This is a genomic window from Caulobacter sp., from assembly GCF_017744445.1.
Classification (GTDB): domain Bacteria; phylum Pseudomonadota; class Alphaproteobacteria; order Caulobacterales; family Caulobacteraceae; genus Caulobacter.
Genome location: NZ_JAGIBH010000001.1, coordinates 322,209 through 337,904, shown reverse-complemented (window position 1 = coordinate 337,904; position 15,696 = coordinate 322,209). Strand labels below are relative to the sequence as shown.

Annotated in this window: 15 protein-coding genes; 11 read left to right on the top strand and 4 right to left on the bottom strand. The window is 68.2% G+C overall.

Going from position 1 to position 15,696, the window contains the following annotated elements:
- Positions 1–111 precede the first annotated feature (111 nt).
- The 8 genes from J7528_RS01695 to J7528_RS01660 all read left to right on the top strand — a co-directional run bounded on the left by J7528_RS01695 (position 112) and on the right by J7528_RS01660 (position 7,472).
- Positions 112–483, top strand: coding sequence for a BlaI/MecI/CopY family transcriptional regulator (locus tag J7528_RS01695; RefSeq protein ID WP_291870699.1), 372 nt, complete (start codon positions 112–114; stop codon positions 481–483).
- Positions 483–2,072, top strand: a complete 1,590-nt coding sequence (locus J7528_RS01690) for a M56 family metallopeptidase (RefSeq protein ID WP_291870697.1) — start codon at positions 483–485, stop codon at positions 2,070–2,072. Before J7528_RS01695 ends, J7528_RS01690 begins: the two co-directional genes overlap by 1 nt.
- A 24-nt stretch (positions 2,073–2,096) precedes the next feature.
- The gene (locus J7528_RS01685; protein ID WP_291870695.1) at positions 2,097–3,434 is read left to right on the top strand and encodes a M56 family metallopeptidase; all 1,338 of its coding nucleotides are present in this window, start codon (positions 2,097–2,099) and stop codon (positions 3,432–3,434) included.
- Between the two features lie 97 nt (positions 3,435–3,531).
- Positions 3,532–4,881: a pectate lyase gene (locus tag J7528_RS01680; protein WP_291870693.1), complete on the top strand. Its 1,350-nt coding sequence runs from the start codon at positions 3,532–3,534 to the stop codon at positions 4,879–4,881.
- Positions 4,882–5,007: 126 nt separating this feature from the next.
- Positions 5,008–5,238 carry a DUF6289 family protein gene (locus J7528_RS01675; RefSeq protein ID WP_291870691.1) on the top strand — a complete coding sequence of 77 codons (231 nt, stop codon included), beginning with the start codon at positions 5,008–5,010 and terminating at the stop codon, positions 5,236–5,238.
- A gap of 124 nt (positions 5,239–5,362) precedes the next feature.
- Positions 5,363–6,481: a chorismate synthase gene (gene aroC, locus J7528_RS01670; protein ID WP_291870689.1), complete on the top strand. Its 1,119-nt coding sequence runs from the start codon at positions 5,363–5,365 to the stop codon at positions 6,479–6,481.
- A gap of 178 nt (positions 6,482–6,659) precedes the next feature.
- The gene (locus tag J7528_RS01665; protein ID WP_291870687.1) at positions 6,660–7,199 is read left to right on the top strand and encodes a response regulator; all 540 of its coding nucleotides are present in this window, start codon (positions 6,660–6,662) and stop codon (positions 7,197–7,199) included.
- 48 nt (positions 7,200–7,247) lie between these two features.
- Positions 7,248–7,472 (top strand): hypothetical protein, encoded by a 225-nt coding sequence (locus J7528_RS01660; RefSeq protein ID WP_291870685.1) that lies wholly within the window; start codon positions 7,248–7,250, stop codon positions 7,470–7,472.
- 131 nt (positions 7,473–7,603) lie between these two features.
- Here the strand turns inward: J7528_RS01660 and J7528_RS01655 are convergent, their stop codons facing one another.
- The 3 genes from J7528_RS01655 to queC all read right to left on the bottom strand — a co-directional run bounded on the left by J7528_RS01655 (position 7,604) and on the right by queC (position 9,387).
- Entirely contained in the window at positions 7,604–7,969 is a 366-nt protein-coding gene (locus J7528_RS01655; protein ID WP_291870683.1) for a 6-carboxytetrahydropterin synthase, read from the bottom strand.
- 72 nt (positions 7,970–8,041) lie between these two features.
- The gene (queE, locus tag J7528_RS01650; protein WP_291870681.1) at positions 8,042–8,674 is read right to left on the bottom strand and encodes a 7-carboxy-7-deazaguanine synthase; all 633 of its coding nucleotides are present in this window, start codon (positions 8,672–8,674) and stop codon (positions 8,042–8,044) included.
- The gene (gene queC, locus J7528_RS01645; protein ID WP_291870679.1) at positions 8,671–9,387 is read right to left on the bottom strand and encodes a 7-cyano-7-deazaguanine synthase QueC; all 717 of its coding nucleotides are present in this window, start codon (positions 9,385–9,387) and stop codon (positions 8,671–8,673) included. Before queC ends, queE begins: the two co-directional genes overlap by 4 nt.
- Before the next feature lie 472 nt (positions 9,388–9,859).
- Between queC and J7528_RS01640 the strand changes: the two genes are divergently transcribed.
- The 3 genes from J7528_RS01640 (at position 9,860) to J7528_RS01630 (ending at position 15,239) form a co-directional block, all read left to right on the top strand.
- Complete coding sequence (locus tag J7528_RS01640; protein ID WP_291870677.1) at positions 9,860–12,676, top strand: TonB-dependent receptor; 2,817 nt, start codon at positions 9,860–9,862, stop codon at positions 12,674–12,676.
- A 201-nt stretch (positions 12,677–12,877) separates the two neighbouring features.
- Positions 12,878–14,410, top strand: coding sequence for a response regulator (locus J7528_RS01635; protein ID WP_291870676.1), 1,533 nt, complete (start codon positions 12,878–12,880; stop codon positions 14,408–14,410).
- Between the two features lie 100 nt (positions 14,411–14,510).
- Positions 14,511–15,239, top strand: coding sequence for a LuxR family transcriptional regulator (locus J7528_RS01630; RefSeq protein ID WP_291870674.1), 729 nt, complete (start codon positions 14,511–14,513; stop codon positions 15,237–15,239).
- Positions 15,240–15,379: 140 nt separating this feature from the next.
- Here the strand turns inward: J7528_RS01630 and J7528_RS01625 are convergent, their stop codons facing one another.
- Positions 15,380–15,694, bottom strand: coding sequence for an Mpo1-like protein (locus J7528_RS01625; protein WP_291870672.1), 315 nt, complete (start codon positions 15,692–15,694; stop codon positions 15,380–15,382).
- Positions 15,695–15,696 lie beyond the last annotated feature (2 nt).

Below are 15,696 nucleotides of genomic sequence, written 5' to 3'. Positions count from 1 at the left end.
GTACATCGGTAAATCATCGCGCCGAGCCTGTCACTACCGAACATCGTTCATCACGCTTGACGCCGATGCGTTACATTTGTAGCGTACTCGCGACATCATCGAGGCCGCCCCATGACCGAACCCTCCGACCTGGAACTGGAAGTGCTGAAGGCCTTCTGGCGCGGCGGCGCGATGAGCGCTCGCGAGGCGCAAGGCCTGATCGAGCCCGAGCTGGGCTGGAGCGCCTCGACCACCCGCACGGTGCTGGAGCGCATGGTGGCCAAGGGCCTGCTGGTGCGCCGCTCGGTGCACGGCCTGGCCGTCTATGAAGCCCACAAGGGCAAGGTCGACGTGATCGGTGGCGTGCTGAACCGCCTGCGCGGCCTGCTGGAGATCGACGGCCGCCTGCCGGCCTCGGCCTTCGCCGGCAGCCAGATCCTGTCCGAGACCGAGATCGCCGAGCTGGAGACCCTGCTCAACACCGCCAAGACGGAGGACAAGTGATGCATCCGCTACTCGCCTCCACGGCGCTCGGCCTGATCGCCGCCTGGCCGGTCGGCGTGCTGGGCCTCGGGCTCGGCCGTCTGGTCGAGCGCCTGACCGAGGATCCACGCCCGCGCGCCGCCGCCTGGAGCCTGGCTCACGCCCTGCCCGCCGGCGCCCTGGCCGCCACCGTGGCCCTGACCTTCGCGCCCGCGTCGGCTCCGAAGACGGCGCCCCCGACCGCGCCTGTCATGATCGAGTTCACCGAAACCGCCCCGGCCGCGATCGCTCCGGTCGCCGCGCCCGCCCCGGCGGCTTGGGCTCCGCCGCCCCAGTTGGTCGAGGGCCTGGCCTGGAGCCTGACGGGCCTGTCCGCCGCCGGCCTGCTGGCGCGTGGCTGGCGCTGGAATCGGGGTCGCCGCCGGCTAGCCGCCGCCCGCGCCGCCGCCTGGCCCTGCCAGGACTACGCCCTGATCGACGCTGTCCGCGCCCGAGCCGCGCGGCTAGGCGTGAAGGCTCCGCGCGTGCGGATCAGCGCCGACGTCGGCGAGCCGCTGCTGGCCGGCGCCCGCCGCCCGGTGATCCTGTTGCCCAAGGCCCTGGCCGAGGCGACCGACGCCCGCCGCCTGGAACTGGTCTGTGGCCACGAGCTGGCCCACCTGCGCCGTGGCGACAATTGGCGGATCCCGGCGGAGGAGGCCCTGGCCGGCCTGTTCTGGATGGCCCCGCCGGTCGCCGCCCTGCGCGGCCAGATGCTGGCCGCCCGCGAGGCCGTCTGCGACCTGACCGCCCTGGATGGCGCCGCGCCCGAGGCCCGCCGCGACTATGCCCGCGTGCTGGTCGAGGCCCTGCGGATCAACGCCCTGCCCGCGCCCCAATCGGCCTTTACCGGCCGCGATCGCGGCCTGGCCCGCATGCGCCTGTCGGCGATCCTGCAGCCCCAGGGCAGAGCCTCGGCCGCGCGGGTCGGCGTCGCCCTGGCGCTGGGCGGCCTGCTGACGACGGCCACCGGCTGGGGCTCGCTGGCCCTGGCCGACCAGGCCCGCCGCCTGGCCCCGCCCGAAACCGTCGCCAACGCCGAGGCGACAGCCGCCATCGCCGCCGAGGACGCCGCGCCGCCCGCCGAGGCCGCGCCCGTCGCCGAGATCGCCACTGAAGCCGCGCCCATCGCCCAAGCCGCGCCCATGACGGAAGCAGCCCCGCCCGTGCCGTCGCTAAGGATGAGCATGGCGGCCGATCCACACCCCGATCCGGCCCCGAATCCGGATCCGACCCCGAACCCGCAACCGAAGCCCAATCCCCAGCCGAACGCGCGCGTGGCGCGGGACATCGAGGTCAATATCGACCAGGAGCAGGCCGTCATCGAGATCCGGGCCGACCAGCAGGAGCGAGCCGCCAACAAGACGGTCTATCTCGGTGACGTGACCGTGCGCGGCAAGCTGAACCCGGTGCTGGTGAACCTGAAGGTCAACGGCCGCGTGGCGCCGATCGACTTTGTCCCGGCCAACCTGGCTCCAGGCATGATCGAGCGCCTGGAGGTCACCACGCGCGAGATGTCCGTCGACAACAAGATGACGGTCAATGTCGTCCTCAAAACCACCGCCCCGTAAGCTCAAACGACGCGGAGACCTCCCATGAACCCGCTGTTTGCCTCCGCCGCCCTGGGCTTGGTCGCCGCCTGGCCTGTCGCCGGCCTGGGCTGGCTCACCGGCAAGGCCGCCGACCGGCTGACCGGCGATCCCGCACAGCGCGCCGCCGCCTGGAACCGCGCCGTCGCCCTGCCGCCGGCGGTGCTGGCCCTGATGGTCGGCATCACGGCCCTGCCGGAAGAAGCCACGACGACCGTCTACCAGGCCGCCATGACCTCCCGCGCCGTCGCCACGGTCGGCGGGGCGATGAACGAGGCCTCGGCGCGGGCGCTGTCGGGCTTCAACGGCGTCGAGACCCTGGGCGGCGTGCTGATCCTGGGCGCGCTGGGCGGCCTGGCCGTCACGGCCGCGCGCCAGGCCATGGGCCGCTTCAAGCTGCGCCGCATCGTCGCCGACGCCCGCCCGGTCTCGCAGGAGCTGGCCCTGGCCGTCCGCGCCGCCGCGCGCCGCCTGGATACTGGCCGGCCCGAGGTGAAGGTCAGCGATCAGATCGACCAGCCCCTGCTGGCCGGCCTGTCGACGCCCGTCATCCTGCTGCCCAAGGCGCTGGTCGAGCGGCTGGACATCGACCGTCTGGTCCCCGTCTGCGCCCACGAGCTGGCGCACCTTAAGCGCGGCGACAACTGGCGGCTGCTGGTCGAACACCTGCTGGGCGGCCTCTTCTGGATGGTCCCGCCCTATGGCGCCTTGCGCGTCCGCGCCGCTGCTGCACGCGAGGAGCTGGCCGACGCCCTGGCGCTGGAGGGCGCCGCCCCGGCCACCCGCCGGTCCTATGCCGAGACCCTGATCGACGTGCTGCGCACCCGCGCCGCGCCCACCCTGCACCCCGCCTTCACGGGCAAGGGACGGAGACCCACCCACATGCGCCTGCAAGCCATCACCGAACCTCGCGCCCCCGCCAACCTGGCTCGCCGCATCGTGCTGGGCCTGGTCGGCGCTCTGGCCGTGGCCGCCGCGACCACCGGCTCGATCGCCCTGGCCCAGCAGGGCGACGGCAAGGGCTACAGCAAGAGCCGCAGCGTCATCTCCGACGAGAAGGGCCTGTATGTCGACATCCGCTCCGACTATGTCCGCGTAACCAATGCCGAGCTGGCCGGTGGTCAGCTGAAGCCCGAGGACGGCCAGGTCTGGGTCTATCACGGCAATGTCCGGGTGCTGGGACGGCTGAACTCCCCGCGCACGCGCGTGCTACTGAACGGTCAGGCGCCGCCGAAGGATTTTGATCCGACCACCCTGTCCAAGGGCTCCATCCAGGAGCTGCAGGTCACGCACTATCAGCGTGACGACAATGCGCCCAGCGTGGTGCTGAACGTCATCATGTAGTCTATGACACCGGTGGACAAAGCCGGCGCCACTCTGCATTTTCGCCCCGACCAGACGGTGACGCCAAGCACGCCGCCGTCGCTTTCGGGGATGGACCATGCTCAGCCGCCACCTTCTCGCCGCCGCCGGCGCGCTCGCCCTGACCCTCGCGGCGGGCTCGACGCTCGCGGCCGACCTCGTGGCCTTCCCCGGCGCCGAGGGCGCGGGCCGGTTCAGCACCGGCGGGCGCGGCGGCGCGGTGATCCACGTCACCAACCTCAATGACGACGGCCCCGGCAGCTTGCGCGCCGCCATCGCGGCCAAGGGCCCGCGCACGGTCGTGTTCGATGTCGCCGGCACCATCCAGCTGAAGCGCGAGCTGAAGATCAGCAACGGCCAGATCACCATCGCCGGCCAGACCGCGCCGGGCGGCGGCATCACCCTGCGCGATCAGACCCTGGTGGTTAGCGCCGACGACGTGATCATCCGCTTCATCCGCTCGCGCCTGGGAGCCGAGAGCAAGGTCGAGGGCGACGCCATCTGGATAAGCGGCGGCCGGCGGATCATCCTGGACCACGTCTCGGCCAGCTGGTCGGTGGACGAGACCCTGTCGGCTTCGGCTCGCTACGATCGTCCTGACCAGGGCTTCTATGACCTGACCGTCCAGTGGTCGATCATCGCCGAAAGCCTGGCCCACTCGATCCACGTCAAGGGCGACCACGGCTATGGCAGCCTGATCCGGGGCGGCAACGGGTCGAAGATCAGCTTCCACCACAATCTGTGGGCCAACCACATGGCCCGCGCGCCGCGTCCGGGGAACTATGACGGGCCGGACAAGGATCCGATCGGCGCGTTCTTCGATTTCCGCTCGAACGTCTTCTACAACTGGGGCAGCGACAAGTCGGGCTACAACGCCGACAAGGCCACGCTGTCGGCCTACAACTTCGTCGACAACGCCTACATCCCCGGCCCCAGCTCGCAAAAGCCGATCGCCTTCAAGGAAAGCGACACGCTGGCAAAGGCCTATTTCGCAGGCAACAGCATGGACGGCGTCGTGCCCTCCGATCCCTGGAGCCTGGTGACCTTCACCATCCCCGAGCCCGCCGGCTACCGCCTGGCCGCGCCGGTCGACGTGGCCCCGGTGACGCCTGAAAGCGCCGACAAGGCCTATGAGCGCGTGCTGGCCGACGCCGGCGCCTCGGTGTGGCGCGATCCCGTAGACAAGCGGATCCTGGAGGGCGTCAAGACCCGCACCGGCAAGGTGATCAACATCCAGTCCGACGTCGGCGGCTGGCCACAGCTTCCGGCCGGCAAGGCGGCCAAGGACACCGATGGGGACGGCATGCCCGACGCCTGGGAGAAGGCGCACGGGCTGGATCCGAAGAAGGCCGATGGCGCGGTCGTCGGCAAGGACGGGTGGACGAACCTGGAGCTCTATCTGGCGGATGCGGCGAGGGTGCGGGGGTAAGCCGAAACCACTCGCGCGAGTAATCATTATTTTCAATCTTAGGGCGTGACGCGCGACACACTTTGATACAGTCTCAAGTTGTGCGGGAGATCGCCTCCCGCGACATCGTCTAGTGTGGAGACTGTGATGATCCGCAAACTTGCCACGACGATCGCTCTGGCCGGCTCCGTCGCCTTGAGCTTCCTGCCGGCCGCGGCCCTGGCGGCCCCGCCGTTCGGGTGGGATCGGACCTATTACGACGACGCCTCGTACACCACCGAGGTCGGCGCCGAGACCCGGTACTGCAACGGCTACACGAACCTCTATTGGGGCGTGAAGACGCCCTACTACGTGACCGAGACCTTCCCCTGCGAATAGGGGTCGCTGCGCATACGCTTCCGGGAACCTCCCCTTCGGGGGAGGTTCTTCACCCTGGCGCCGCCCTGGCGCAATAACCGCCCCCCTTTTGCGACGCGCTTCCGTTTCCGCTAGAAGCCGCCCCATGTCGCACAACACCTTCGGTCACCTGTTCCGCGTCACCACCTGGGGCGAAAGCCACGGCCCGGCGCTCGGCTGCGTCGTGGACGGCGTGCCGCCCGGCATCGCCCTGACGGCCGAGATGATCCAGGGCTTCCTGGACAAGCGCCGCCCGGGCAACGGCAAGTTCGTGACCCAGCGCCAGGAGCCGGACGCCGTGCGAATCCTGTCGGGCGTGTTCGAGGACGAGCGCACCAACGGCCAGCGCACCACCGGCACGCCGATCAGCCTGATGATCGAAAACACCGACCAGCGCTCCAAGGACTATGGCGAGATCGCCCAGGCCTTCCGCCCCGGTCACGCCGACTACCCGTATTTCGCCAAGTACGGCGTGCGCGACTATCGCGGCGGCGGGCGCAGCTCGGCGCGCGAGACGGCGGCCCGCGTGGCGGCCGGCGCGGTGGCGCGGCTGGTGATCCCCGGCGTGACCATCCGCGCCGCCCTGGTGCAGATCGGCCCCCACGCGATCAACCGCGACAACTGGGATTGGGCCCAGGCCGAACAGAACCCTTACTGGTCGCCGGACCCCGCCATCATCCCGGTGTGGGAAGAGCACCTGGAGACGATCCGAAAGGCCGGCTCCTCGACCGGCGCCGTCGTCGAGGTCGAGGCCACGGGCGTGCCGGCCGGCTGGGGCGCGCCGCTCTATGGCAAGCTGGACGCCGAACTGGCCGCCGCCCTCATGTCGATCAACGCCGCCAAGGGCGTGGAGATCGGCGAGGGCTTCGCCAGCGCCGCGCTGACGGGCGAGGACAACGCCGACGCCATGCGCCTGGGCGAGGACGGTCAGCCAGTATTCCTGTCCAACCACGCCGGTGGCGTGCTGGGCGGCATCTCGACCGGCCAGCCGGTGGTGGCGCGCGTGGCCTTCAAGCCGACCTCGTCGATCCTGATCCCCCGCCAGACCCTCAACGAGGCCGGCGAAGAGGTCGATCTGCGCACCAAGGGCCGCCACGATCCGTGCGTGGGCATCCGTGGCGTGCCGGTGGTCGAGGCCATGACCGCCTGCGTGCTGGCCGACGCCTTCCTGCGCCACCGTGGGCAGACCGGCGGCCACGTGTTCGCGCCAGGCGCGAGCCGCTGACAGCGCAAACAATGGCAGTATGAGTGCCATTAATTGGTCTTACCACTGAATTAATTCAGCTTTCGGGTTGACGTGCATACGTTTGCAGGCGTAAGCCTCGCTGGAACGTATCCCCTGACGCGCGATCATCACGCGCCATGGTTGCGGTACGCGGCGCACATCCTGGGGGGCTTGGCGCGTGCGTTTCGACCTCTTGAAGATCCTGCTGGTCGACGACAACCAGCATATGCGGCTGCTGCTGATCGAGATCCTGCGCGCCATCGGCGTGCGCCAGGTCTATGAGGCCATGGACGGGGCCGAGGCCTTGGCGATCCTGCGCACCACCGCCATCGACGTGGTGTTCACCGACTTGTCGATGAACGGCCTGGACGGCATCGACTTCGTCAACCTGGTGCGCAACTCGCCCGACAGTCCCAACCCGTTCGTGCCGATCGTGATGATCACCGGCCACTCGACCGAGCGCCGGGTGAACGAGGCCCGCAATGCCGGGGTCAACGAGTTCCTGGTCAAGCCGGTGACGGCGCGCGGGGTGATCCACCGCCTGACCCTGCTAATCGAGAACCCCCGCCCCTTCGTGCGGGCCGGCGACTATTTCGGCCCCGACCGCCGCCGTCGCGACGATCCGCGCTACCACGGCGAGCGGCGCCGCGAAGAGGACAGGACGACCTATGTCGACGACCCTGAGGTCGGGCGCGGCCATCCGACGCGGAGAATTTAAACCATTCGCCGGCTAGAAGATGGTGAACAGCGTTTTGTGAGCTTCACCATGACCTTCCGTCGTTTTGTCCCGATCGCCGCCGTCCTGGCCCTGGTCGCCGCCTCGCAGACCGGCTGCCTGGCCGCCGCGGCCGTCGGCACCGTGGCCGGCACGGCCATCGGCGTCACCGGCGCGGTCGTCGGCGGCGCCGGCAAGGCTGTCGTGGCCACCGGCAAGGCGGTGATCCCAGGGGACGGCAAGAAGGATCGCGAGCGGGACGAGTATCGGCGGTAATTATAGATGCTCTCCCGTGATACGGGGGAGCTGTCGCGTAGCGACTGAGGGGGCGAGCGCCGCATAGGCCGAGCTAGCCCCCTCCGGCCCTCTGGGCCACCTCCCCCGCATCGCGGGGGAGGATCTAGGGCTTAGAGACTCAAAGCACACGTCTCGCCAATCGTCGGGCGCGACAGCACCACGCGCGACAGGCCGGGGAACTGAGCCCTCAGCCGTTCCGCGAAATAGAGGCACAGCCGCTCCAGGGTCGGGACTTCCAGGCCCGGGCGGTCGTTCAGCAGGCCGTGATCCAGCTCGGCCGCCACGGCCTTGAGCGCGACGTCCAGGGTCTCCAGGTCGGCGACCCAGCCCTCATCCTGCATCTCGCCCTTCACGCTGGCTTCCACCTTGAACGAGTGGCCGTGCAGCTTGCGATAGCGATGGTCGGTCGGACCTTGCTCGATGAAATGGGCCGCGTCGAAGAACGCAGCCTTCGTGATCTCGAAGACGGGCTTCATCTGTACTTCTTTTTGACAGGCCTGGGAGGCTCTAGCGCAACGACCCTGTCACCAAGTCGCGCGCCTTATCCGTCAGGGCAGGCCGAGATATTTGTGCGTTTGGACGCTTAAACGCCATTGTGGGTGCGAAAGGCAATAGGCGACCGCCAATTGCGTGTTCCTGTCGCGGTCCGGACCGTCCATCGGCTGGAGGTAGAAGCGCTCGAAATCCAGGTCCGCGAAGCGCTCCGGCATGGCCTTGTCCTGCGGGAAGACCAGCTTCAGCTCCTGACCCGAGGTCTGGACGACGGGCGCGTCGGCCTTGGGACTGATGCAGATCCAGTCGATGCCGGCCGGGGCTTCCAGCGTGCCGTTGCTCTCGACCGCGATCTGGAAGCCACGGGCGTGCAGGGCGGCGATCGCCGCCTCATCCAGTTGCAGGAAGGGCTCGCCGCCGGTGCAGACCACCAGGCGGTCGTCCGGGCCGCCGGTCCACTGGGCCTCGACCGCCGCCGCCAGATCGTCGGCCGTGGCGAACTTGCCGCCGTTCTCGCCGTCCGTGCCGACGAAGTCGGTGTCGCAGAAGGTGCAGACGGCCTTGGCCCGGTCCTGCTCGCGGCCGGTCCACAGGTTGCAGCCCGAAAAGCGGCAGAACACCGCCGCCTTGCCGGCCTGGCCGCCCTCGCCTTGCAGGGTCAGAAAGATCTCTTTGACGGAATAGGTCACGCCGAAAGCGCCTCGCGCCCGGCCGCGTCCCACTCGACATAGCCCTTCTCGCGCAGCTCGCACGCCGGGCAGGCCCCGCAGCCGTGGCCCCAGCTGTGCAGCACACCGCGTTCGCCCTGGTAGCAGGTGTGGCTTTCCTCGACGATCAGCTTGACCAGGTCCTCGCCGCCCAGCGACTTGGACAGCGCCCAGGTCTGCGCCTTGGTCAGCCACATCAGGGGCGTCTCGATGCGGAAATTCCGATCCATGCCAAGGTTCAGCGCGCTCTGCATGGCGTCCATCGTCTCGCGGCGACAGTCGGGATAGCCCGAGAAGTCGGTCTCGCACATGCCGCCGACCAGGGCGTCGACGCCCCGGCGATCGGCCAGCGCGGCGGCGTAGATCAGGAACACCAGGTTGCGGCCCGGCACGAACGTCGAGGGCAGGCCGCGCTCGGTCATCTCGATGGCGCGGTCGGCGGTCAGGGCCGACTGGGCGACCTGGCCGAAGCTCTTGATGTCGAGAACGTGGTCCTCGCCCAGGCGACCCGCCCATTGCGGGAAGCGCGCGGCGATCTCGCGGCGCACCTGCTGACGCGCCTCCATCTCGATGGAATGGCGCTGGCCATAGTCGAAACCGACCGTCTCGACGCGCTCATAGCGCTCGAGGGCCCAGGCCAGGCAGACGCTGCTGTCCTGGCCGCCGGAGAATAGAACCAATGCGGCTTCGCTCATGCGAGGCTCTCGACGACGACAAAGAGGGGGAACATGGCCCCTCCTCTACACGAGGCAAGGCCGGGCCGGAACAGCGCAGCCCGTCGGGGCCCAATTCACGCAATACTCCGACGACGAACCGACACGAAGTCTTTCGCCAGCGAACTAAGCCACAAGCCCCGCAATCAAAGGACACATCCCAACGGCGCGCACCGACCTTCCGCTACGTCAGCCGCAAACCCGATCTTCTAATGTGTTGTAAGCTTACACCCATCAGGAGAACACCACCTCTCGGAAAGTGAAAAGCGCTAACCTATCGCTGTTCACTTACGTTCAGGCCAGTTGACAGCTTTCAAACGCAAGTATGCAATCTGCGAATGCTGCGAGGGGCTCGCCGTACGCCCGCGTGGTGAAAACAGTACGGCGCCGAGGAAACACCGACCCTCGCAGGCTCCATCCATAAGGCGCCGCCCGGGTCCAGGGAGGGAATTCAATGTCGCAAACTCTGCGTATGCGGAGCCTATTGGTCATGGGCGCTTCGGCGTTCGCGATCTCCGGCTTCGCCGTCCCCGCTTTCGCTCAACAGAACACCACCGTCATCGAAGAGCTGGTGGTCACCGCTCAGAAGAAGGAAGAAGCGCTTCAGGACGTGCCGATCGCGGTGTCGGCCTTCAGCCAGGACAGCCTGGAAGCGCAGAAGATCGACGGCGGCCCGAACTTGCAGCTGGCGATCCCGAACGTCACCTTCGCCAAGAGCAACTTCACCAACAGCTTCAACTTCCAGATCCGCGGCATCGGCGCCAAGGCCGTCGGCGCGTCCGCCGACCAGGGCGTCGGCGTCCACATGAACAACGCCCCCATGCAGGCGGGCAACCTGTTCGAATCCGAATTCTACGACGTGGAACGGGTGGAAGTGCTGCGGGGCCCGCAGGGCACGCTGTACGGCCGCAACGCCACCGGCGGCGTGGTCAACGTCATCACCGCCAAGCCGGTCGACCAGTTCGAGGCCAACCTCCGCGCCGAGTACGGCAACTACAACACCACCAAGTTCCGCGGCATGGTCAACGTGCCGATCTTCGGCGAGAAGCTGGCCGTCCGCCTGTCGGGCACCACGCTGAAACGGGACGGCTTCGTCACCAACACCTTCAACGGCCACAAGGTCGACGACCGGGACCTGTACTCGACCCGCGTCCAGGTGATGTTCAATCCGTCCGAGAAACTGCGCACCAACTTCCTGTGGGAACGGTTCCACGAGGACGACAACCGCGCCCGCACGGGCAAGCAGCTGTGCACCAAGGACCCCGGCCCGACCTCGGTCGGCGGCGTGCCGGTCCCCGCGGCCGTCCAGCGCTACCTGACCCAGGGCTGTCTGTCCGCCTCGCTGTACGCGCCCGCCGCCTACGGCACGGTCAACACCTCGGGCACCCTCACGGGCCTGCTGGGCAACATCTTCGGCTTCACCTCGGGCGACGCCAACGCCGGGGACACCACCTCGCGGAACCTGCGCGAGATCGAGACGGCGCTGGATCCGCTCTATCAGTCGGGGTCGAACGTCTATCAGTTCACCCTGAACTACGACCTTTCGGACCAACTGACGCTGACGGCGATGACCGCCTACAGCAAGGGCGACGTCTATACCAAGCAGGACTACAACCGGAACGTCTCGCCGGTGGCGTTCAACAGCACGCCCTTCACGCCGGGCGGCTTCTTCAACGACCCGCAGGTCGGCAACACCAACAAGTTCACGACGATCGACGTCTCGTCGGGCCGCTCCGAACAGTTCAGCCAGGAACTGCGCCTGCAGTCCAACTTCGACGGACCGCTGAACTTCAACGTCGGCGGCATTCACTTCACCTACCGGACCGTCACCGACTACTACGTGATCGGCAACTCGCTGACCCTGTCGTCGATGGCCCTGAACGCCTCGAAGGGGCTGTCGCCGACCTGCAACCCGGCGACCACCGCCAACTGCATCGGCATCGACACCTCGGCCACGCCGACCGGCGACGGCCACAACTACTATGACAACCGCACGCCCTATAACCTGGTGTCTGACGCCCTGTTCGGGGAACTGTACTGGCAGGCCAACGACGACCTGAAGTTCACCCTGGGCCTGCGCCAGACCCGCGACAAGAAGGCGGTCAAGAACTACTCGACCGTGCTGCTGGCGCCCGGCTACGGCCTGACGCTGAACCCGACCAACCCCGACCAGCGCGCCCGCTTCAGCGAGCTGACCGGCCGCTTCGGCTTCGACTACAAGGCGCATCTGGGCTTTACCGACGACACGCTGCTCTACGCCTTCTATTCCAAGGGCTACAAGGGCGGCGGCATCAATCCGGGCGTCCCGGCCGGCGCGGTCGGCATCCGCCAGACCTTCGACCCCGAGTTCGTCAACGCCATCGAAATCGGCACGAAGAACACCATGGCCGGCGGCAGCGTGATGCTGAACATGACCGGCTTCCACTACGACTATCAGGGCTACCAGATCAGCAAGATCGTGAACCGCACCTCGGTGAACGAGAACGTCGACGCCAAGGTCTACGGCTTCGAACTGGAATCCATCTGGTCGCCGGTCCGCAACCTGCGCCTCAACGCCACCGTCGGTTACCTGAAGACCAAGATCGGCGATGGCGTCACCTCGATCGACACCATGAACCGCACCCAGTCCAACGCGGCCTATACGCTGGTGAAGGTGGGTCCGCAGGCTTCGTCCGTCGGCGCCAACTGCGTGCTGGCCACGGCCGGCGTGGCCACCATCATCGCCGCCGGCGCCGGGGCCACCCTGCCCTGGGCCTGCACGGGCGCGGCCGCCTACCAGGCGTTCCTGTCGACCCCGGCCGCGGCCGGCGGCGCGGGCCTGCCGGCGCCGACCGCGGCGTTCCTGGCCAACGCCACGGGCCTCTTCAACTACGGCGCCGGCTACTCGATCGAAGGCACGGCGGCGAACCTGTCGGGCAACGAGCTGCCCAACTCGCCGCATTGGACCACCTCGGTCGGCGCCCAATACACCTTCGAGCTGTCGGGCGGCTGGTCGGCCACCCTGCGCGGCGACTACTACCGCCAGAGCAAGCAGTACGCCCGCGTCTACAACACCGCCTACGACCAGCTGAAGTCGTGGGACAACGGTAACGTGACACTCAAGGTGGAGAAGCCGGAGTGGGGCGTCTCGATCGACGCCTACGTCAAGAACATCGGCAACAAGACCCCGATCGTCGACGCCTACACCACCGACGACAGCTCGGGCCTGTTCACCAACGTGATCACCGCCGAGCCTCGGCTGTACGGCATCGCGATCACCAAGTCCTGGTAGAACCGGGCTGGAAGCACACCTGGGAAGGGGCGGCGGTCACGCGCCGCCCCTTTTTCATGCCCATTTTCGACCCGTCATGTCGGGTGCTCGACGGAAACCTCAGTGTATTCCGACATTACCGGCATGGGAGCGTTCCCAACTTAACGACTCTGCAAGGGCGCCGGGGGCATGGTGCCCCTCCAAATCCCAGCGAAGCGCCGCATGGAAACGCTGACCCGTCTGATCGATACCCGCGCTCCGATCTCGCCCGACACGCCTTGCGGCGCGGTCGCGGCGATGTTCGACGCCGATCCGGCCCTGGCCGCGCTCGGGGTCGTCGACCCTGACCGCACCCCCGTCGGCCTCGTCTATCGCGACGTGCTGCAAGGCATGATGCGCGTCGCCGGCGCCCAGCTGGCCGACAAGCCGATCGCCGACGTCATGGACGCCGACCCGCGCACGGTCACCGCCCAGACCGACTCCAACAGCTTCGTCAACGCCCTGGCCGACAGCCCGACGCCGGTGTTCCGCACCGCCTATGTCGCCGTGGACGCCGCCGGCCGCTTCGCTGGCGTGGGCGGTCTTACATCCCTACTGGCCTCGCATCGCCGCCGCCAGGCCGACGCCCGCGACGCCATGGCCATGGTCGAGCGCATGGCCGTCGACATCGGCGCGCACCTGGATGGCGTCCTGGCCATCACCGAGCGCCTGGAACAGCAGCGCCTGACGCCCGACGCCTCGGCGTTCGTCCGCGCCATCGGCGAGACCAGCCGCGACATGGGCGCGACGGTCGCCCGCGCCATCGACCTGCACCGCTCGGCCCGTGGCCAGCTGACCATCAACGCCGCCCCCACTCGCCTGCGCGACTTCGCCGACGCGGTCGAGGACCGCTGGGCCGCCCGCGCCCACGAAGGCGGCTCGACCCTTCTCGTCTCCTACGACGGCGATCCGGAATGCGGCGTCGAGGTCGACGGCGAGCGCCTGCTGCAGGTGTTCGACATCCTGATCGAGAACGCCCTCTCGGCCGGCCGCGGCGCCATCGAGGCCCGCCTGACCGCCCGCGTCGAGGACAACCACATCCGCCTGGAAGGCCAGGTTCGCGACAACACCGGCGGCCACGCCGACGAACGCCTGGCTCGCGTCCATGATCCGCTGGGCGACACCAGCCTGCAGGACCGCAACGAGATGGCCATGGCCGTCGGCATGGCCCTGGCCCACCGCGTCCTGCGCGCCATGGGCGGTCCGCTGCACGCCGAGGCCAATCGCGGCGTCGGCCTGACCGTCGGCTTCGCCCTGCCCCTGCCCGCCGCCGTCGCGCAAGCCGAGGTCCACGAGACCCAGGAAGTCGCCGGCCGCGCCGCCCACATCCTGATCGTCGACGACAACGCCACCAACCGCATGGTCGCCGAGGCGCTGTGCGACATGTTCGAGTGCACCTCGGAGCAGGCCGTCGACGGCGTCGAGGCGGTCGAGATGGCCAAGAGCGGCCGCTACGACCTGATCCTGATGGACATCAAGATGCCGCGCATGGACGGCATCGCCGCCACCCGCGCGATCCGCGAGATGAACGGCCGCCCCGGCGCCGTGCCGATCGTGGCCCTGACCGCCAATGCCGACCCGGCCGACGTCCAGACCTACATCGCCGCCGGCATGCAGGACGTGGTCGAAAAGCCGATCAAGCCCGAGCGCCTGGCCATCGTCTTGAGCGCGCTTCTGGGCGGCGATGACGAGCAGGACGCCGAAGCGGCAGCCTGATACCGCGACGCTTGGTCGCTCTACCCGGGAGCGTAGACGCTTGCGGCCGCCTCGCATCCGCGAATAGCCTGCGCTCCGCGAGTGCGGAGTAACCAGACGCGTGCTGAACACGGCTGAACAACAGGCCTGGGCCTTTCTGAGCCAGGCGCCTCACCTGGGCTCGGCCCAGGAGGTCGAGACGCATTTCGCGCAAGCCATCGCCGCCTTCGGCTATGACAAGTTCTGCGCCACGCTGGTCAATGCCGAGCACTACGGCAAGGAGCCGCCGACGCTCAGTCGCCAGGACTTCGACGTCTGGGACCAACGCTACTGGGGCGAGCGCTACGTGGTGCACGATCCCTGCGTCAAACTGCTGCTCAAGTCCCCCCGCTCGTTCGCCTGGACCGACGCCAAGCCGCTGGGCGACGGTCGCGCCCAGTCGATGTGGGGCGAGGCCTCGGACCTGGGGATGAACGACGGCTATGTCGTGCGCGTCTTCGGCCCCGCCGGCCAGGAGGTGCTGATCCGCATGTCCACCGAGGCCCGCGACACCGACCCGACCTCGCGCGCGGTGGTCGACAGCCTGGCCACGGTGTTCGGCACCATCATGCTCAAGCACTGGGAAATGCAGGACGACAATCCCGACTACGGGATCATCTCCGAGCGCCAGGCCCAGTGCCTGTACTGGGCCAGCCGCGGCAAGACCGACTGGGAGATCGGCGCGATCCTCGAACTGTCGCCCCGCACGGTCCACCACCACATCGAGGCCGCCAAGAAGCGCCTGGGCGTGGTCAAGCGCCAGGAAGCGGTGCTGAAGGCCGGCGAGCTGGGGCTGTTCAGCAAGCTCTAGCCATCCCGTTTCCCCGGCGAAAGCCGGGGCCCAGATGGAAGAGCGCTGGGGCGGGTTCTAAAATCGCCGCGCCAATCCAATCAACTCCGGAGCCATGAGATCTGGGTCCCGGCTTTCGCCGGGAAGACGGACTGGGGATTTCAGAACTTCCGCCGCGCCGTCACCACCTCGAACCACAGCCGGAAGTCCCCCATCAGGCTGTAGAGCGGGTATTTGAACGTCGCCGGTCGGTTCTTCTCGAACACGAAGTGGCCGATCCAGGCGAAGCCGTAGCCGACCAGGGGCGCGGCCACGAAGAACCGCCAGTCCCTCACGAAGCCCAGCGTCAGGCAGACGATCACCAGGCTGGTGCCGATCACGTGCAGCCGCCGGCTGACCGGATTGACGTGTTCGGTCAGGTAGAACGGATAGAAGGCCGCGAAGGTGCGGTAGCGCTCTTCTGTAGCGGTGCTCATGC